This is a genomic window from Bacillus sp. FF-1 (assembly GCF_028548245.1).
Lineage (GTDB): Bacteria > Bacillota > Bacilli > Bacillales > Bacillaceae_G > Bacillus_A > Bacillus_A paranthracis.
This window is the reverse complement of sequence record NZ_JAQQGG010000003.1, coordinates 457,263-475,723: the sequence shown is the minus strand read 5'-3', so window position 1 is coordinate 475,723 and position 18,461 is coordinate 457,263. Positions and strand designations below refer to the sequence as shown.

General features: G+C 36.9%; 15 protein-coding genes and 1 pseudogene. 13 read left to right on the top strand and 3 right to left on the bottom strand.

From position 1 onward, the window contains the following. Positions 1 to 38: 38 nt before the first annotated feature. The 8 genes from PQF83_RS12940 to pheA all read left to right on the top strand — a co-directional run bounded on the left by PQF83_RS12940 (position 39) and on the right by pheA (position 9,470). Positions 39 to 587, top strand: a complete 549-nt coding sequence (locus PQF83_RS12940) for a sporulation initiation phosphotransferase B (protein ID WP_001037006.1) — start codon at positions 39 to 41, stop codon at positions 585 to 587. Beyond that, positions 587 to 1,873: a GTPase ObgE gene (obgE, locus tag PQF83_RS12935; protein WP_000497115.1), complete on the top strand. Its 1,287-nt coding sequence runs from the start codon at positions 587 to 589 to the stop codon at positions 1,871 to 1,873. The genes PQF83_RS12940 and obgE overlap by 1 nt, the downstream gene beginning before the upstream one ends. Positions 1,874 to 2,012: 139 nt before the next feature. Beyond that, positions 2,013 to 2,720 carry a response regulator transcription factor gene (locus PQF83_RS12930; protein WP_000276718.1) on the top strand — a complete coding sequence of 236 codons (708 nt, stop codon included), beginning with the start codon at positions 2,013 to 2,015 and terminating at the stop codon, positions 2,718 to 2,720. Further along, entirely contained in the window at positions 2,710 to 3,792 is a 1,083-nt protein-coding gene (locus tag PQF83_RS12925) for a HAMP domain-containing histidine kinase (RefSeq protein WP_000864967.1), read from the top strand. The genes PQF83_RS12930 and PQF83_RS12925 overlap by 11 nt, the downstream gene beginning before the upstream one ends. Positions 3,793 to 3,885: 93 nt before the next feature. Then, complete coding sequence (locus tag PQF83_RS12920) at positions 3,886 to 4,662, top strand: ABC transporter ATP-binding protein (RefSeq protein ID WP_000114533.1); 777 nt, start codon at positions 3,886 to 3,888, stop codon at positions 4,660 to 4,662. Then, a complete protein-coding gene (locus tag PQF83_RS12915; RefSeq protein WP_001011383.1) occupies positions 4,637 to 6,559 on the top strand; it encodes an ABC transporter permease in 1,923 nt (640 codons plus the stop codon). The genes PQF83_RS12920 and PQF83_RS12915 overlap by 26 nt, the downstream gene beginning before the upstream one ends. Before the next feature lie 49 nt (positions 6,560 to 6,608). Next, positions 6,609 to 8,522 carry an ABC transporter permease gene (locus PQF83_RS12910; protein WP_001026341.1) on the top strand — a complete coding sequence of 638 codons (1,914 nt, stop codon included), beginning with the start codon at positions 6,609 to 6,611 and terminating at the stop codon, positions 8,520 to 8,522. 96 nt (positions 8,523 to 8,618) lie between these two features. Continuing rightward, positions 8,619 to 9,470: a prephenate dehydratase gene (gene pheA / locus PQF83_RS12905; protein ID WP_000621725.1), complete on the top strand. Its 852-nt coding sequence runs from the start codon at positions 8,619 to 8,621 to the stop codon at positions 9,468 to 9,470. A gap of 62 nt (positions 9,471 to 9,532) precedes the next feature. Here pheA and PQF83_RS12900 read toward each other — a convergent pair whose 3' ends face one another. From PQF83_RS12900 to PQF83_RS12890, 3 genes are all read right to left on the bottom strand, one after another. Continuing rightward, positions 9,533 to 10,180 (bottom strand): MOSC domain-containing protein, encoded by a 648-nt coding sequence (locus PQF83_RS12900; protein ID WP_000510675.1) that lies wholly within the window; start codon positions 10,178 to 10,180, stop codon positions 9,533 to 9,535. 80 nt (positions 10,181 to 10,260) lie between these two features. Then, positions 10,261 to 10,803: a transcription repressor NadR gene (locus PQF83_RS12895; protein ID WP_000812272.1), complete on the bottom strand. Its 543-nt coding sequence runs from the start codon at positions 10,801 to 10,803 to the stop codon at positions 10,261 to 10,263. Continuing rightward, on the bottom strand, positions 10,803 to 11,945 hold the full coding sequence (locus tag PQF83_RS12890) for an IscS subfamily cysteine desulfurase (RefSeq protein ID WP_000973747.1): 1,143 nt from the start codon (positions 11,943 to 11,945) through the stop codon (positions 10,803 to 10,805). Before PQF83_RS12890 ends, PQF83_RS12895 begins: the two co-directional genes overlap by 1 nt. Positions 11,946 to 12,098: 153 nt before the next feature. Between PQF83_RS12890 and nadB the strand changes: the two genes are divergently transcribed. From nadB to PQF83_RS12865, 5 genes and pseudogenes are all read left to right on the top strand, one after another. Then, positions 12,099 to 13,628 (top strand): L-aspartate oxidase, encoded by a 1,530-nt coding sequence (gene nadB / locus PQF83_RS12885; RefSeq protein ID WP_001138551.1) that lies wholly within the window; start codon positions 12,099 to 12,101, stop codon positions 13,626 to 13,628. Between the two features lie 19 nt (positions 13,629 to 13,647). Next, positions 13,648 to 14,481: a carboxylating nicotinate-nucleotide diphosphorylase gene (gene nadC / locus PQF83_RS12880; protein ID WP_001092217.1), complete on the top strand. Its 834-nt coding sequence runs from the start codon at positions 13,648 to 13,650 to the stop codon at positions 14,479 to 14,481. A gap of 30 nt (positions 14,482 to 14,511) precedes the next feature. Then, positions 14,512 to 15,618, top strand: coding sequence for a quinolinate synthase NadA (nadA, locus tag PQF83_RS12875; protein ID WP_000025315.1), 1,107 nt, complete (start codon positions 14,512 to 14,514; stop codon positions 15,616 to 15,618). 225 nt (positions 15,619 to 15,843) lie between these two features. Beyond that, positions 15,844 to 16,000: pseudogene (gene safA, locus PQF83_RS28575) on the top strand (SafA/ExsA family spore coat assembly protein); the annotation flags it as partial. A gap of 1,798 nt (positions 16,001 to 17,798) precedes the next feature. Then, positions 17,799 to 18,440, top strand: a complete 642-nt coding sequence (locus PQF83_RS12865; protein WP_001093544.1) for a YhcN/YlaJ family sporulation lipoprotein — start codon at positions 17,799 to 17,801, stop codon at positions 18,438 to 18,440. Positions 18,441 to 18,461: the final 21 nt, after the last annotated feature.

The following is an 18,461-nucleotide window of genomic DNA, read 5'->3' as shown; positions in this document are numbered from 1 at the left end:
GTGCAGGTTAGAGTTTTTCTATATTAAGGAGTATCTAAATGAATAAAAAATGGACAATTATAGATGCATTGCGCCATTCAAGACATGATTGGCTCAATCGTATGCAGATGGTGAAAGGAAACCTTTCCCTTGGAAAAGTGGAAGAAATTCATAGTCTCATCGATCGTTTTGTCCAAGAAGCGAGACAAGAATCCAATCTGATGGGGCTATCAATGCCTTTATTTTCAGAGTGGATTTTAACATATAATTGGAAACAGCAGCCGTGCTTATTGGAGTACGAAGTATTAGGGAATTTACATAACTTATCTCACTTAGATGAGACTGTATGTACATGGACGAATCAATTTTTCTCAATGCTTCAGCATAGTTTAGACGTATATGTTGAAAATTATGTTTGTATCACAATTGAATGTGACGCGGAGAATGCTCGTTTCTTTTTTGATTTTCGTGGTAAGCTAACGAGTGTAGAAGAACTACAGAATTGGCTTGCGAACCAAAACAATAAATGGTATTCCATTTCTTATACAGTAAGAGACGAAGAAGTCTCAGTTATATTACAACCAATTGAAAAAAGTGTGGTGAAATAATGTTTGTAGATCAGGTCAAGATATATGTAAAAGGCGGCGACGGTGGTAACGGAATGGTTGCGTATCGTCGTGAGAAGTATGTTCCAAAAGGTGGTCCAGCAGGTGGCGACGGTGGTAAAGGTGCAGATGTTGTTTTCGTTGTTGAAGAAGGCTTACGTACATTAATGGACTTCCGCTACCAACGTCATTTCAAAGCTGATCGTGGTCAGCACGGAATGAGTAAAGGGCAGCACGGTCGTAAAGCTGAAGATTTAATCGTTAAAGTTCCGCCAGGAACGGTAGTAAAAGATGAAAAAACAGGTCAAATTCTTGCGGATTTAGTAACACATGGACAAACAGCTGTAATTGCAAAAGGTGGCCGCGGTGGCCGTGGTAACTCACGTTTCGCAACAGCTACGAACCCAGCGCCAGAAATTGCTGAGAATGGGGAACCAGGTCAAGAACGTGATGTTATTCTAGAACTTAAAGTACTAGCAGACGTTGGACTTGTTGGATTCCCAAGTGTAGGTAAATCTACATTATTATCTGTCGTATCATCAGCACGTCCGAAAATTGCAGAGTATCACTTTACAACAATCGTTCCAAACCTTGGTGTTGTTGAAACAGGTGATAACCGCAGCTTCGTTATGGCTGACCTTCCTGGACTAATTGAAGGCGCACATGCCGGCGTTGGACTTGGTCATCAATTCCTGCGTCATATTGAGCGTACACGTGTAATCGTGCATGTAATTGATATGTCTGGTTTAGAAGGCCGTGATCCATATGAAGATTACGTAACGATTAATAATGAATTAAAAGAATACAATCTTCGCTTAACGGAGCGTCCACAAGTTGTTGTTGCAAACAAAATGGATATGCCAGATGCAGAAGAAAACTTACAAGCATTTAAAGAGAAAGTGGGAGACGAAGTAAAAATCTTCCCAATCTCAGCTGTAACGAAACAAGGTGTTCGTGATTTACTATTTGAAGTAGCGAACTTATTAGAAACAACACCTGAATTCCCAATACATGAAGTTGCGGATGAGTCTGATACAAGTGTAATGTACAAACTTGAGACTGAAGGTGTTAAATTTGACATTACACGTGAAAGTGATGGCACGTTTGTTATCTCTGGTTACGATATCGAGAAAACATTCAAGATGACAGACTTCTCACGTGATGAATCTGTACGTCGTTTCGCTCGCCAAATGCGCGGAATGGGTATTGATGAAGCGCTTCGTGCACGTGGTGCAAAAGACGGAGATATTGTAAAAATTCTTGAATATGAATTTGAATTTATCGACTAAGACTGCCGAAATATGGCAGTCTTTTTTTATATCGTAAAAGTCTGATTTATACAGGAAAAAATCCCCACTAATTAAATTTTCAATTTATAATAGAAAAAGAAGTGGTTTTATAAGAACTTTTTATGGGGAGAAAGTGAACATGTATAAAATATTAATTGTAGAAGACGATGAAAAAATCGCGGGGATATTAGAGGAGCATTTAGAAAGGTATGGCTATCAGTCATTTCGAGCAAGTGATTTACGACATATAAAAGATGAGTTTGTAAAAGTAAATCCACATCTCGTGTTACTTGATATTAATTTACCGTATTTTGATGGTTTCTATTGGTGTCGTCAAATCCGCACTGTATCGAATGCACCAATTATTTTTGTTTCTGCAAGAACGGGGGAAATGGATCAAGTAATGGCAATTGAAAATGGCGGAGATGATTACATTACGAAGCCATTCCATTTAGACATTGTAATGGCTAAGGTAAAAAGTGCACTTCGTCGTGGGTATGGTGAATATGCTTCCACGGCAGAAAGCGATTGTTTAGGTGTAAATGGACTGTTGTTATTCCCATCTCAGCACGTTGTTGAGTGGCAAGGGCAACAAACAGAACTGACAAAAAATGAATTTTACTTATTAGAGTGTTTAATGAAACAAGCAGATCAATATGTAACGCGCGAAGAATTGTTAGAAGCCCTCTGGGATGAGGTAGCTTTTGTTGATGATAATACATTAACCGTAAATGTAAAACGTGTAAGAAAGAAACTAGAGGAGCTAGGCATTAAAAATGCAATTGTAACGAAACGTGGATACGGTTATGCGCTTCTTACAGAGTGGGGAGAAGGACATGAAGGTTAAAGATTACCTCATGGACCGCTTTTCTTTAATTCTTTCTTACATTGTTAGCCTCTGTTTATTTGGGCTCGTTTTGCAGTTGCAAAGTCTTTTAGAAAAGCGATCTATTGATTGGAATACGTGGTTATACGGACTTTTATTAGGGACAGTTGTTTTTACTGTATATCTCATTTACGATTACCGAAAACGAAGTGTGTTTTTAAAGAGGATTGAAAAGTATGTTACTGGCGGAAATACATTACATGATTCCTTACTTATTGATACTTCTTATACGGCAGAGCAAGAGATGGTCGTTGAATCGTTTACGCTATTAAGACAGCAATATATGAATGAAGTTCATAAACAACATGCAAAAGAACAACAGCAAATGATATTTATGAACCAATGGATTCATCAAATGAAAACACCGGTATCTGTTATTGAGTTACTATTACAGAAGTTTGGTAAAGAGCATCGTGAAGCAAGGGCAACAGTTGAAAGTATTCGTGAAGAAAATAATCGCATACTAAATGGTTTAGATTTAGCGTTACATATGGCAAGGTTAGAGCAGTTTGCGAAAGATTATAAAGTAGAAGTAGTAAATGTGATAGATATTATTAGAGGTATTATTAATGAAAATAGAAAGTCCTTCATTCAATCGTCTGTATTTCCGAAAGTGATGTTTGAGGAAGATACTTGTATGGTTGCCTCTGATAGAAAATGGCTCAGTATTGCTATAGGACAAATTGTTGTAAATGCAATTAAGTATACAAAAATTTCGGAAGCAGAGAAAAAGGAAATTCAATTTCAAATTGAAGAGAAAGATCAAAAGGTGTTATTACATATTAAGGACAATGGAATCGGTATTCCAGAGCAAGATGTAAAGCGTATATTTGATCCATTCTTTACAGGGGTAAATGGCCGGAAAACGAGAGAAGCGACTGGAATGGGTTTATATATTACGAAGGAAATTTGTGATAATTTACATCACGGTATGTATGTGCAATCGGCTGAAGGGGAAGGGACAACATTCACGTTCCAATTTGCAAAAGATGAAGAATATCATACATTAATGAGAAAAATGACAAAACTGTAAGATAACAAAACGTTTTGTAAGGGAAATCACTCGTTTCTTTTTCTTATTTTTCTTATAGTAAATGTAAGAAGAAAACACATAGGGGGATTAGAAATGAGTGTTCTTGAAGTAAAAGGATTAACGAAGGTGTACCAATCGAAAGGTTCAGTAGCAACGACTGCTTTAAATGATATAAATTTTAAAATAGAAGAAGGCGAATTTGTAGGGATTATGGGTCCTTCAGGGAGCGGAAAAACAACGCTTTTAAATTTATTAGCAACAATTGATAAGCAAACTTCAGGTCATGTGCTTGTAAATGGGGAAGAAATTAATCAAATGCGTGCTGCAAAATTAGCGGAGTTTCGCCGTACACATTTGGGATTCATTTTCCAAGATTTTAACTTACTTGATACGTTATCGATTAAAGAAAATATCATTTTACCACTTGTAATGGCGAAGAAATCTGTAAATGAAATCGATGCAAAAGTGCTTGAGATTGCAAAGTTTTTAAATATCGAGGGCATTTTAAATAAAAAGGTATATGAAGTATCAGGTGGCCAACAACAACGTGCAGCAGCTGCGAGAGCGATCATTCATGAACCGACGCTAATTTTAGCAGATGAGCCAACTGGAAACTTAGATTCTAAGTCGGCAAAATCATTAATGAGCGCGTTGCAAGATTTGCATGAACAAAAGAAAGTAACAATTGCAATGGTAACGCATGATCCAGTAGCGGCGAGTTATTGCGAACGTATTCTTTTCATACGTGATGGAGAGATTTTCTCAGAAATACATAAGGGAAGAACGAAACAAGCCTTTTTCCAAGAAATTCTGGACGTACTTGCGATGCTAGGAGGGGAATATCATGAACTTTCGCCAGCTCGCGCTTAATAATGTAAAAGGAAATTGGCGTAATTATAAAGCGTTTCTTATAAGTAGTTGTTTATCGATAGTCGTATTTTTCATGTATGCTTCCTTCATTTATCATCCAGATGTTGTAGGCGGTAATATTAGTATGAGGGAGATGATTTCAAAAGGGTTAGAATCAATGAATTATATTGTAGTCATCTTCTCAGCACTCTTTATTTTATATGCAAATTCAACGTTTTTACGAGCAAGAAAAAAAGAGTTTGGTCTACTAACATTAATAGGCGGAACGAAATCGCAGCTCGGCCGAATGATTATATTAGAGCAACTGATGTTAGGTAGTATTGCAATTGTAGTTGGTATTGGGGTCGGAATGCTTTGCTCAAAACTATTTTTCCAAGCACTGAGTGTATTACTAAAAATTGATAAAACACTACCGCTCGTATGGAATAGTAAAGCAGTTCTTATTACAGCTGGTGTGTACTTTATTCTCTTTTTAATCCTATCATTGTTTAGTGTTTGGACAGTAGGGCGCTTGCAAATTATTGATTTATTAAGAGAAGCAAGAAAACAAAAAGTAGAGCCTTTTGCATTTACATGGTTATGCATAGTTGGTATAGGATGTATTATTGCTGCATATGTTCTTTGTTTCCAAGTAACCATTATGAATTTTATTATATATTTCTTACCAATTGTAGGATTGACCATTGGCGGAACGTATTTACTATTTACACAAGGAAGTACAGTTGTATTAAAAGCATTGCAAAAACGAAAACAATCTTTTTATACATACCCAAATATGTTCGTACTTAGCAATCTTATTTATAAAATGAAGGATAATGCTCGTTTTTTATTTGTAATTTCTATCATTACGGCGGTAGTATCTTCAGCAGTAGGTACACTGTACGTATATTTTGAAAATATGAGTGCGAAAACGATAGAGCTTACGCCACATGCTATTTCATATGAGGAAAAGGGATTAAATACGCATAGCCTTATTAATGAAGAAAAAGTACAAGAGATTGTAAAAAGAAATGGGTTTGAAGATGCACGAAAAGTAACCTATGTAAAACTACCTGCAACACAGAAAATAATGTTGTTTAACAGTGAACGTGAAGTACCAATGGCGATTATTTCAGAAAAAGAATATAACGCGGAAGTGCGTAAACAAAAGAAAGAGCAAATTACAGAGGTTCATAATGCACCAGGTAGCGCGACGATGGTTATGGTTGATGCAGCAAATGAACTTATGAAAATAGATCGTACGAAACCGTATGAATTTAAGATTAACGGACAAAAGCAGTCTGTTCAATTAAACGAGCCAACGTCATATTCTGTTTTTAACGATAGCGAATATCTTATTGTGAATGATCAAGACTTTGAGAAATATGCAAAGCTTGTACCAGATGAAGAAAAGACGAAATATTATGGTTATTATATTGAAGATTGGAAAAGTACCGAAGATCTTGTGCTAGATTTGAAAAAGGAAATTGCACCAGAAAAGCAAGGGGAATTGAGAAATTCAGTGTTTGCGTATAAGGCTATAAGAGAAGGTGGTGCAATTACAATGTTCATCGGTTTCTTTGTAGCTGTACTATTCTTCTTCTTCGCTTGTAGTATGACATACTTTAAATGGTTTAACGATAAAGAACAAGATCGTATTCAATTTAAATCGTTAAAGAGAATCGGTATGACAGATAAAGAAATTCGTAAAATTGCAATTCGACAAATGGGCGTTATCTTCTTTATCCCAATTGTCATCGGCGCTATTCATAGTGGATTTGCTCTTCATACGTTAGGAAAAATGCTTTATCTCGATTTATGGAAATCAGGTGCGCTTGTAATTGGAGCATACATTTTAGCTTCTGCGATTTACTTTATGATCGCGCAAAGAGGATATTTAAAACACGTAAAAAGCTAGGGGAACCTCTAGCTTTTTGCCTATGTAGTAAGTTACAGGAGGACGATAGATGAACATTCGGCAACTAGCGCTGCAAAATATAAAAGGAAATTGGCGTAATTATAAAGTATTTTTCTTAAGTAGTTGTTTTGCGATATTTGCGTCTTTTGCATACATGTCCGTCATTGTACATCCGTATATGCAAGAGACGATGTGGTATCAAAACGTACGCTGGGGACTGATCATATGTAATGTTATTATCATTTCTTTTTTCGTCATATTTATTTTGTATTCTACTTCTATTTTCATAGAGGCACGTAAGAAAGAATTAGGATTATATATGTTAATGGGAGCAACGAAATCTAACGTAATTGGCGTAATTATGACCGAGCAAATGTTGATCGGGGTATTTGCTAATATTTTTGGTATTGGGCTTGGCATGATTTTTTTAAAGCTCTTCTTTATGGTGTTTAGTATGTTACTGGGGCTTCCGAAAGAACTCCCTGTCATATTTGACTTGAGAGCAATTGGGGGAACATTTATTGCGTATATGGTCGTATTTGTTGTCTTATCATTTATAAGTGCTTTACGTATATGGAATATAAAAATCATTCGGTTATTGAAAGAATTTCGAGCAGATAAAAAAGAGAAGAAAACATCAATGTGGCTTTGTATATTCGGATTTATTTGTTTAGGTATAGGATATGCGTTAGCGTTACAAGCGACCATACTAACGATAGCGGTCTATTTTTTCCCTGTGTCTATACTTGTCTCTTTCGGAACGTATTTTTCTTTTACACACGGCACTGCTCAAATATTAGAAATAATAAAACGAAATAAAAAGATTATGTATACATATCCGTATTTATTTATAGTGAATCAATTGTCACATCGAATGAAGGAAAATGGTCGCTTTTTCTTTATGCTTTCTATGGCAACGACATTTGTAGTTACAGCAACAGGTACGGTGTTCTTATATTTTTCTAGCATGCAAGATATGTGGCGAGATGGGGGCGCACACTCATTTTCATACATAGAAAAAGGTGTTTCTACCCATGAAGTCTTTGAGGAAGGTACGGTTGAACAATTACTGCATCAATATGGATATGATGATTTTCAATTTATGAGTTTTGTTGGAGTGTATGCATCTTTTCAGATCAATAAGGGAGAAACAGAAGTAGCGCCACTCATTAAAGAAAGTGAATACAATCAGGAGGCAAGAAAACAAAAACAGAAAACGTATCATCCTAAAAAAGGAACAGTCACACTTGTTTATTATAATAAATACAATCATCCGAATGTATATGATCAAAAAGAGATTCAACTACAAGTAATGAATCAAACTTATTCCTTCGTATTTAACGGTCAAAAGGAAGGGGTCCAATTTAACTATCATCCTTCGCACATTAACGGTCTGTTCTTCGTCATGAATGATAAAGACTTTGACAGTATAGCAAATCAGGTTCCTGATTCTGAAAAAATGATATATAGAGGCTATACATTACCAAGTATCGAAAATACGAAAGAATTAAATGAAGATTTACGGAAACATATGAAACAAGATAAAGATCATGCATTTCGAAGTAATATGGAATTTTATGTAACTATGAAAAAGGGCGGCGATATTACTCTATTTGTAGGCTCATTCATTAGTATATTATTTTTCCTTACATCGTGTAGTATCGTATACTTTAAATGGTTTCATAATATTGCATCGGATCGAAAGCAGTACGGGGCGCTTTCTAAGCTTGGAATGACGAAAGAAGAAGTGTGGAAGATTTCTCGCTGGCAATTATGTATGCTATTTTTTGCGCCAATTATAGTAGGAAGTATGCATAGTGCGGTTGCGTTATATACATTTCATAATACAATCTTTATGGATGGTTCATTACGAAAAGTAGGCTTGTTTATTCTATTTTATATTGTTGCATGCATCGTTTATTTCTTTTTTGCTCAAAGAGAATATAGGAAACATTTAGACTAGCAAATGCTAGTCTTTTTTTAATATTCGAAATTTACATAGAAGAATATAAAAAAGTATGGTATAACAGTAAGAAAACGAAAAAGAGGGGAAAAGACGATGATTCGAGTAGGATATTTAGGACCAGAAGCAACATTTACAAATATGGCGGTGAGTCGTTTTTTTCCGGAAGCAGAGCATGTACCGTATCGAACGATCCCAGATTGTATGGATGCAGCTGCAAATGGAAATGTAGATTATGCAGTGGTACCACTAGAAAATGCCATAGAAGGTTCAGTGAATATAACGGTTGATTATCTTGTACATGAGCAACCACTTTCTATTGTAGGAGAAATTACAGTGCCCATTCAGCAACATTTACTTGTACATCCGCAGTATGCAGAAGTGTGGGAAGAAGTATATGCAGTGCATTCTCATCCACACGCTATTGCCCAATGTCATAAGTTTTTAAATGAAGAATTAAAAGGGATAACTGCTCGAGATATGACATCAACAAGTGCTGCTGCGCAATATGTGAAAGAACATCCTGAAGAAAAAATTGCTGCCATTGCAAATGAAGCAGCTGCAGAGAAATACGGATTAACGATCGTAAGACGAAGTATTCATACACATAAAAATAATCATACACGTTTCCTAGTGCTCCATAAGAAAAAGAAAGCTATACTCTCAAATAATGGAGAAAACCGCGGAGAGAAAACGACGCTTATGATAACGTTACCTGCTGATTATGCAGGGGCACTATATCAAGTGTTATCAGCTTTCGCATGGAGAAAATTAAACTTATCAAAAATTGAATCGCGCCCGATGAAAACGGGTCTTGGAAATTACTTTTTCTTGATTGATGTCGATAAAGCATATGATGATGTATTATTGCCAGGCGTAACGATGGAACTTGAAGCACTCGGTTTTTCTGTTACGGTGCTGGGGAGTTATTCTTCTTATTGGTTATAAGGGGAGTTAGATTATACCGTGTGATAGATCAATAAAATCCCACCTATAAATGGTGGGATTCTTTATTTTAACTTCGCAAGACGCTCTTCTAATTGACCACGCCAAACGTCAGCTAGTTCTGGAACAGCAAGAATCTTTTCGATGCCATCTCTATCTTTTCTATTATGAAAATAAATTTCGTTAGAGAACAAGACAGAAACATTGCTCGGTTGACGTTCTAGTAAAGTAATTTTAGAATCTTTACGTACAGTACCTTCTTGAAGAACGCGGCATAGATAGCCAGTAAATCCAGTTGCTACAATGCGCGGCAGTATGCCAGGAATACCGAGGCGTTTTGAAATCGTGCTACAAGGTACTCTTGCTTGTGTCACCTGAATGATTGCTTCACCTAATTTGTATGTATCTCCGATGCAAACATCACGCTCTAACATATTTGTTACGGTAATGTTTTCGCCAAATGCAGAAGCGGGGAGTGTTGTTTGGAATTCTTCTTCCCATAGTGCGTAATGCTCGTGTGGGTACACACAAACTGCACGATCAGGTCCCCCATGGTGTTTTAAATCCGCTACGTCATCACCAAGGAAGCCATCTTTTGAGAGAAAAGCTTCTTCCGTAGAATCTTTACATATACCTGTTATCATTTCTTTATCTTCGCCATATTTCATTTGTTTTGGTTTGCCAATGCTAAAGTGAACGAGTTCAATTCCCATCTTTGATCTCCTTTACAATTGATTACAATATTATATCATTAAAAAAGCACAGAGAATGATAAAAAACTCTGTGCTTTACATTAATAAACGAGAAATCCTGCTTTATCTAAAGCCTCGCAAGCAGCGTCTAATTTTTCTTTAGAATCCGCTTCAATTGTATGTAAGTGAATACCATCTGTTAGTTGCGATAGATAGGAAGCGTTTGTATTTTCGATTTTTTGTAAATATTGCTCTACATCAAAGCGATTACTTACCATGATGGATGCTGTTAAGTCACCGTATACAGGATGCTCAACTTTTACATCTTTAATCGTAACGCCGTGGTCAACAAGCATTGTAAGTTCTTGACGTACTTCTGCTGGTTTATGTTGGCATACAATTACGCGTTCGAAAGCTTGCTGTTTTTCTTGTGGTTTTAAATATAAATAGCCTTGAGCAGTCGCAATGATCGGTTCGTTTCGTGCTTTAAGCAAGGAAATATCTTGCACGATAACTTGTCTACTTACGTTTGTCTTTTTCGATAGCTCATTTCCGGATAACGGTTCATTTGCAGCGAGAAGCCACTGAAGGATAAGTTGTCGTCTTTCTTCACCTAAAATCTTTTTTTGTTCATTTTGTTTCATTATGATTTAACACCTCTATAAAATTGATTTCCAATTGTGTGTAGTGCATGAATAGTAGTATCAATTTGATCTTTCGTTGTTTGTTGTCCAAAAGAGAAGCGGACATATTGTTTTGCCTCTTCATACGTTTTTCCAATTGCAAGCATTGTTTTCGAAGGTTCTTGTTTACCAACTTGGCAAGCACTTCCGGTAGAAATGGCAATACCGCGGCGATTACATTCTAGCATTGTATATTGGCCTTCTATTCCTTTTATTGTAACCCCAATAATATGTGGTAAACAAGAAGTAGAATGACCTTCTACTTCAATTTTTAGTGGAAGTGTTCGTATTTGCTCTAAAAAGTAAGATCGTAACCCTTTAAAACGTAAACTTTCTTCTTGTTGATTTTTTAATATATTCTCAGCAGCTGTTAAAAAAGCTGCGATGCCAGGAACGTTCACTGTACCTGGACGAAATCCTTTTTCGTGGGAAGTCCCCGGAAATATTTGTGTCCAGCGAACTTGCGGATTGATATAGCAAGCGCCAACACCCTTCGGTCCGTATATCTTATGTGCTGAAACAGAAAGACTATCAATCCCCATCTCAAAAACATGGATAGGAAGTTTACCAAAGGTTTGTACACAATCTGAATGAAATAAAACGTTATATTTTTTTAAAAGTGCCCCAATCTCTGCGATATTTTGAACGGTTCCGATTTCAGAGTTTCCGTGCTGTATACTTGCTAGAACAGTATCTTCTGTAATAGCTTCTTCTAAATCTATTAAACGAATGAGTCCATTTTTATCAACAGGAATTTCAGTAATTGTATACCCTTTTGATTGTAAGGATTGAAAATAACTTCGAATGGATGCATGTTCCATAGGTGTCGTAATAATATGCTTCTTATTTTGGGCATTGAGAAGGGACTGAATCGCAAGGTAGTTCGATTCTGACCCACCGCTCGTGAAGAATATCCCTTGTTCCTTTCCACCAATCATTTCGGCAAATGTTTTTCTACAAACTTGTAGTAAAGAAGAGGCCGTTCCTCCAATATCGTGTAAACTTTGTTCATTTCCGAAGTATTGCGATGCTGCTTTCGTATATGTTTGTAATGCTTCCGCGCTCATAGGTGTAGTAGCTGCATAATCAAGATATATCATCATGTAAGTTCCTCTCTCTAGTAAGAGTTACATTTCTTTTATTTTTTTAAATGGTAGTGAAAATAAGAATTATAAAAAAACTCTTGTCATTATTTTAAAACTATGTAAATATAGGTGTCAAGACAGTTGAAAAGTGTAAAGTAGGAGGCAACAATTATGCCAAGTGCAGATGTCTTAATTATTGGAAGTGGCGTTGCGGCACTTCGTGTTGCAAAAGAGATTTGTCACGAAAAGAATGTGATTATTATCACAAAGGAAACAAATCGTAATAATAATACATATTTAGCGCAAGGTGGAATTGCCGCAGCCGTAGCTACATATGACAATCCAAATGATCATTTTGAAGATACGTTAGTAGCAGGATGTCATTATAACAATGAAGATACGGTTCGTTATTTAGTTGAAGAAGGGCCGAAAGAAATGAATCATCTCATTGAAAATGGAATGAAATTTGATGGAGATGAAACGGGCCCTCACCTTGGAAAAGAAGGTGCACATCGGAAGCGGCGTATTTTACATGCAGGTGGCGATGCAACAGGAAAGAATTTATTAGAGCATTTCATTCAAGAAGTAGTTCCGCATGTTACGGTAGTGGAACAGGAAATGGTGCTTGATTTTATTATAGAAAACGAAAAATGTGCTGGAGTTTTAACGCGAGATAGTGAAGGGAAGTTGAAGCGTTATGATGCAGATTATACTGTGTTAGCCTCAGGCGGGATTGGTGGTTTGTATGCTTTTACTTCTAATGACAAAACAATTACGGGTGATGGACTTGCGATGGTGTACCGCGCGGGTGGGGAGCTTGTAGATTTAGAATTTGTACAATTCCATCCAACGATGTTATATGCGGGCGGGCGATGCTGCGGTCTCGTCTCTGAAGCAGTCCGCGGTGAAGGAGCTGTCCTTATAAACGGAAAAGGGCAGCGTTTTATGATGGATATACATCCAGATCATGATCTCGCACCGCGTGATGTAGTGGCAAGAGCGATTCATGAACAGCTTTTGTCGGGTGAAAAAGTGTATTTGAATATCGAGTCTATTCAAAATTTCGAAGAACGTTTTCCAACTGTATCAGCATTGTGTAAAAAGAATGGTGTTGATATTACTAAAAAACGCATTCCAGTCGTACCCGGTGCTCATTTTCATATGGGTGGCGTGAAAACAAACATTGATGGGGAGACGTCTATTCCAAATTTATATGCAGTCGGTGAAGTAGCTTGTAATGGGGTTCATGGAGCAAATAGATTAGCGAGTAATTCATTATTAGAAGGTCTTGTGTTTGGAAAAAGAATAGGACAGCATCTTTTAACGAAAGCGACAAAAGACAGATTGAACAACTTTGCTGAGAAGGAAAAGAAGTTTATCGTTCTGAATCATTTGCCGACGAAAGAAGAAATACAAGAATGCATGATGAAATATGTTGGGATTGTGCGAACAGAGCAAAGTTTATCTTATGCAAAGAGATGGCTTAGTAAGTACGGTGTTCGAAATATGATATTACAACATGATGTTCTTACAAATGAAGAGATAACGCTTATGAATATGTTAACAGTTTGTGAGCTTATCGTCGTATCAGCTTTGCAAAGAGAAGAAAGCATTGGTGGCCATTATCGAAGTGATTACCCACATAGAAATAGCGTAAAAAAAGAAATCGTTCGAGTGAAAAGAAAACTACAACTTGTGTAATGAGGGGAAGAGGGGCTTTATGAATACGATAAAGGTTAAAGAAGCATTAAATCGATTTTTTCTAGAAGATATAGGAGAAAGAGATGTAACATCTCAGCTTATTTTTCCAGATAATTTACTTTCAAAAGGAACGTTTCTTGCAAAGGATACAGGAGTCTTTGCGGGACGTTTAGTCATTGAAGAAGGGTTTAAATTAATTGATGAGAGAATTAAAGTGGAGCTTCATAAAAAAGATGGAGATTTTGTAGAAAAAGGCGAAATAATTGCAACTGTCCAAGGACCAATCGCATCGTTATTAACGGCAGAGCGCGTTATATTAAACGTTATCCAGCGTATGAGTGGGATAGCGACAATGACATACGAGGCTGTTCGTGCCTTAGATAGCAGCCATACACGCATTTGTGATACGCGAAAAACGATGCCAGGGCTACGTATGTTTGATAAGTATGCAGTTGTATGCGGAGGCGGATTTAATCACCGTTTCGGCTTATATGACGGTGTCATGATCAAAGACAATCATATTGCTTTTGCTGGTTCTATTACGAAAGCTGTTACATCGGTGAAAGAAAAATTAGGACATATGGTGAAAGTAGAAGTAGAAACAGAAACTGAGGAACAAGTGAGAGAGGCTGTAGCTGCTGGTGCGGATATTATTATGTTTGATAACCGTACGCCAGATGAGATTCGAGAGTTTTCAAAGATTGTACCAAGTGCCATTGTTACAGAAGCTTCAGGAGGTATTACCATTGAAGATTTATCGAAATACGGAAAAACAGGGGTAGATTATATTTCACTTGGAGCGTTAACACATTCAGTGAAAGCACTTGATATTAGTTTCAATATTGAGGCGTAAGGAAAGTGGCTTAGAGGGGGAGAAAGAAATATGAGTATTTTAGAAAAAGTACAACCGATTGAAACGATGTTACCAGAGCGTTATTACACGATGTCAACAGAAAATATGGAAAAGCGGGTTCGTGAAATTAAAGAAAAAATGGGGGAAACGCTATTTATTCCAGGACATCATTACCAAAAAGATGAAGTGGTACAATTTTCTGATGCAGCAGGAGATTCACTTCAGCTTGCGCAAGTTGCAGCGAGCAATAAAGAGGCGAAATATATTGTATTTTGCGGTGTACACTTTATGGCAGAAACAGCAGATATGTTAACGACAGATGATCAAATTGTTATTTTGCCAGATATGCGTGCAGGGTGTTCGATGGCAGATATGGCAGATATAGAACAAACAGAAAGAGCGTGGAAAGAGCTCACAAAATTATTTGGAGATACGATGATTCCGTTAACGTATGTGAACTCTACGGCTGCAATTAAAGCATTTTGCGGTCGTAATGGCGGAGCAACAGTAACTTCTTCTAATGCAAAACAAATGGTATCTTGGGCGTTTACACAAAAAGAGCGTCTCGTTTTTTTACCGGATCAACATTTAGGAAGAAATACAGCGTACGATTTAGGTATCCCGTTAGATAAAATGGCAGTATGGGATCCACATACTGATTCATTAGAGTACGATGGAGATATAGAAGAAATCCAAGTGATTTTATGGAAAGGACATTGTTCTGTTCATCAAAATTTTACAGTGAAAAACATTGAGAACGTACGGAAAAATCAGCCGGACATGAATATTATTGTACATCCAGAATGTTGCTACGAAGTTGTAGCTGCTTCGGATTATGCAGGTTCAACGAAATACATTATTGATATGATTGAAGCGGCTCCATCCGGAAGTAAATGGGCGATTGGTACAGAAATGAATTTAGTGAACCGAATTATTCAACAACATCCAGATAAAGAAATTGTTTCACTTAACCCCTTTATGTGTCCGTGTTTAACGATGAACCGAATTGATTTGCCGCACTTATTATGGGCACTTGAAACGATAGAAAAAGGAGAAGAAATTAACGTCATTAGCGTAGATAAACAAGTGACTGAAGAGGCAGTTCTTTCATTAAATCGTATGTTAGAGCGTGTGTAAAGCAGCGGATTCCCGTTGCTTTTTTTCGTACATATAATCATAACGAGAACAAAATGGGCATACATTGTTTTGAAGAAATCATTGCGATTATCTTATACTTATTCCGCTTCTAATGATATCGAAAATCGAAGAAGTGATACAAGTGAAAAGAGGTTAACGTTATTTAGAAAGGGTTACTTCATGAGATTTGTTACTTATAGATAAGTTATACAGGAGGGGGAAAATTTGAAAATTCATATCGTGCAAAAAGGGGATACCCTTTGGAAAATTGCGAAAAAGTACGGAGTGGATTTTGATACGTTGAAAAAAACAAATACACAACTTAGCAATCCAGATTTAATTATGCCAGGTATGAAAATTAAAGTACCATCAAACAGTGTACACGTAAAACAGCATGCTGGAGCAGGTTCAGCACCTCCAAAACAATATGTAAAAGAAGTGCAACAAAAAGAATTTGCAGCAACGCCAACGCCGCTTGGAATAGAAGACGAGGAAGAAGTTACGTATCAATCAGCACCAATTACACAAGAGCCTGCCATGCAACAAACACAAAAAGAAGTGCAAGTAAAACCACAGAAGGAAATGCAAGTGAAACCACAAAAAGAAGTACAGGTAAAACCACAGAAGGAAATACAAGTGAAGCCACAAAAAGAAGTACAGGTGAAACCGCAAAAAGAGGTGCAAAAAGAACAGCCAATTCAAAAAGAAAAACCAGTTGAAAAACCGTCAGTGATTCAAAAACCACCTGTTATAGAAAAACAAAAACCAGCGGAAAAAGAAAATACGAAGTTTTCGGTAAATGTGTTACCGCAGCCGCCGCAACCACCAATAAAAACGAAAAAAGAATATAAAATTTCAGATGTAATTAAAAAAGGAAGCGAGTTAATTGCTCCTCAAATTACTAAAATGAAACCTAATAACATCATTTCTCCGCAAACGAAAAAAGACAATATAATATCACCGCAAGTAAAGAAAGAAAATGTAGGGAATATCGTATCACCACAAGTGAAGAAAGAAAACGTAGGGAATATCGTATCACCACAAGTGAAGAAAGAAAACGTAGGAAATATAGTATCACCGCAAGTGAAGAAAGAAAACGTAGGAAATATAGTATCACCGCAAGTAAAGAAAGAAAACGTAGGAAATATAGTATCACCGCAAGTAAAAAAAGAAAACGTAGGAAACATAGTATCACCGCAAGTAAAGAAAGAAAATGTAGGAAACATAGTGTCGCCAAATGTATCGAAAGAAAATGTAGTGATTCCACAAGTAATACCACCAAATATTCAAGTGCCAAATATAATGCCAATTATGGATAACAATCAGCCACCAAACATGATGCCAATCATGGATAATAATCAGCCACCAAACATGATGCCGATCATGGATAACAATCAACCACAAAACATGATGCCGATCATGGATAACAATCAACCACCAAACATCATGCCAATCATGGATAACAATCAACCGCCAAATATAATGCCAATTATGGATAATAATCAAATGCCAAATATGATGCCGATAATGGATAACAACCAAATGCCGAATATGATGCCAATTATGGATAACAATCAAATGCCAAACATGATGCCAATCATGGATAACAATCAACCACCGAATATGATGCCATATCAAATGCCGTACCAACAGCCTATGATGCCGCCGAATCCGTATTATCAACAACAAAATCCATATCAAATGCCATATCAGCAAGGAGCACCGTTTGGACCGCAATATACGTCTATGCCAAATCCAAATATGATGCCGATAGATAATAATATGCCGCCGCTCGTGCAAGGAGAGGAAGATTGTGGATGCGGAGGAGAGAGTAGGCTATATAGTCCGCAACCTGGAGGGCCACAATACGCGAATCCTTTATATTATCAACCAACTCAATCCGCATATGCACCACAGCCAGGAACGATGTATTATCAACCAGATCCACCAAATGTATTTGGGGAGCCAGTTTCAGAAGAAGAGGATGAAGAAGAAGTTTAAAAAAGGTGGGATGATTCCCACCTTTTTTGTATGTAGATTCGTTCTGGAAACGGAAGATTTACACCAAATGTTAGAAAATCCCCAGTGAAATATTAACAGTGTAAAAACCTTCTCTGTTACTCATCATAAGAGGGAGCTTTTCAGAAGAGAAGTTCATTCTAACAGAGGGGGTTTTTGTATTGAATACGAAAGTAAAAGTGATTGCTGCTTCTTTGTTAGTTACTAGTGCATTAGCTGCATGTGGTACACCAAAAAACAATGCAATGGATGGACGTAACTACAATTACGAGCGTACATCTTATAATGATACACACCAGTATCGTGATAATGTGACGCGTAACGATCGTTATACAGACTATGTAACATATAGAAATGGTCGTAACGATACAGGATATAACTATTACCGTGATGTAAATTACAACGGTCAAATTGCTAATCCGCATCCAACACGTAATATTACAATGAACAATTCATACATTAACAATGATGGTAAAACTGCAGAAAGAATTACAAATCGTGTGAAACGTATGAATAACGTAGACCGTGTGTCTACAGTTGTATATGGAAACGATGTGGCGATTGCGGTAAAACCACGTAACACAGTGACAAATGAAACGGCAATGGCGAACGAAATTCGTCAAGCGGTTTCAAATGAAGTTGGAAACAGAAACGTATATGTATCTGTAAGAAATGACATGTTTACTCGTGTCGATGCAATGAGTACACGCTTGCGTAACGGTACAGTTACAAACGATTTTAATCGTGACATAGTGAATATGTTCCGAGACATTCGTTACGGTTTAACTGGTACAGTGCGATAGCAAAATAAAAGAGGAAGGATA

Coding starts and splice junctions, on each gene's coding strand:
- PQF83_RS12890 (WP_000973747.1), bottom strand. CDS start 11,945: ATGATGATATATCTTGATTATGCAGCTACTACACCTATGAGCGCGGAA.
- nadB (WP_001138551.1), top strand. CDS start 12,099: ATGCCAAGTGCAGATGTCTTAATTATTGGAAGTGGCGTTGCGGCACTT.
- PQF83_RS12925 (WP_000864967.1), top strand. CDS start 2,710: ATGAAGGTTAAAGATTACCTCATGGACCGCTTTTCTTTAATTCTTTCT.
- PQF83_RS12920 (WP_000114533.1), top strand. CDS start 3,886: ATGAGTGTTCTTGAAGTAAAAGGATTAACGAAGGTGTACCAATCGAAA.
- nadC (WP_001092217.1), top strand. CDS start 13,648: ATGAATACGATAAAGGTTAAAGAAGCATTAAATCGATTTTTTCTAGAA.
- nadA (WP_000025315.1), top strand. CDS start 14,512: ATGAGTATTTTAGAAAAAGTACAACCGATTGAAACGATGTTACCAGAG.
- PQF83_RS12895 (WP_000812272.1), bottom strand. CDS start 10,803: ATGAAACAAAATGAACAAAAAAAGATTTTAGGTGAAGAAAGACGACAA.
- PQF83_RS12900 (WP_000510675.1), bottom strand. CDS start 10,180: ATGGGAATTGAACTCGTTCACTTTAGCATTGGCAAACCAAAACAAATG.
- PQF83_RS12910 (WP_001026341.1), top strand. CDS start 6,609: ATGAACATTCGGCAACTAGCGCTGCAAAATATAAAAGGAAATTGGCGT.
- pheA (WP_000621725.1), top strand. CDS start 8,619: ATGATTCGAGTAGGATATTTAGGACCAGAAGCAACATTTACAAATATG.
- PQF83_RS12930 (WP_000276718.1), top strand. CDS start 2,013: ATGTATAAAATATTAATTGTAGAAGACGATGAAAAAATCGCGGGGATA.
- PQF83_RS12940 (WP_001037006.1), top strand. CDS start 39: ATGAATAAAAAATGGACAATTATAGATGCATTGCGCCATTCAAGACAT.
- PQF83_RS12915 (WP_001011383.1), top strand. CDS start 4,637: ATGAACTTTCGCCAGCTCGCGCTTAATAATGTAAAAGGAAATTGGCGT.
- obgE (WP_000497115.1), top strand. CDS start 587: ATGTTTGTAGATCAGGTCAAGATATATGTAAAAGGCGGCGACGGTGGT.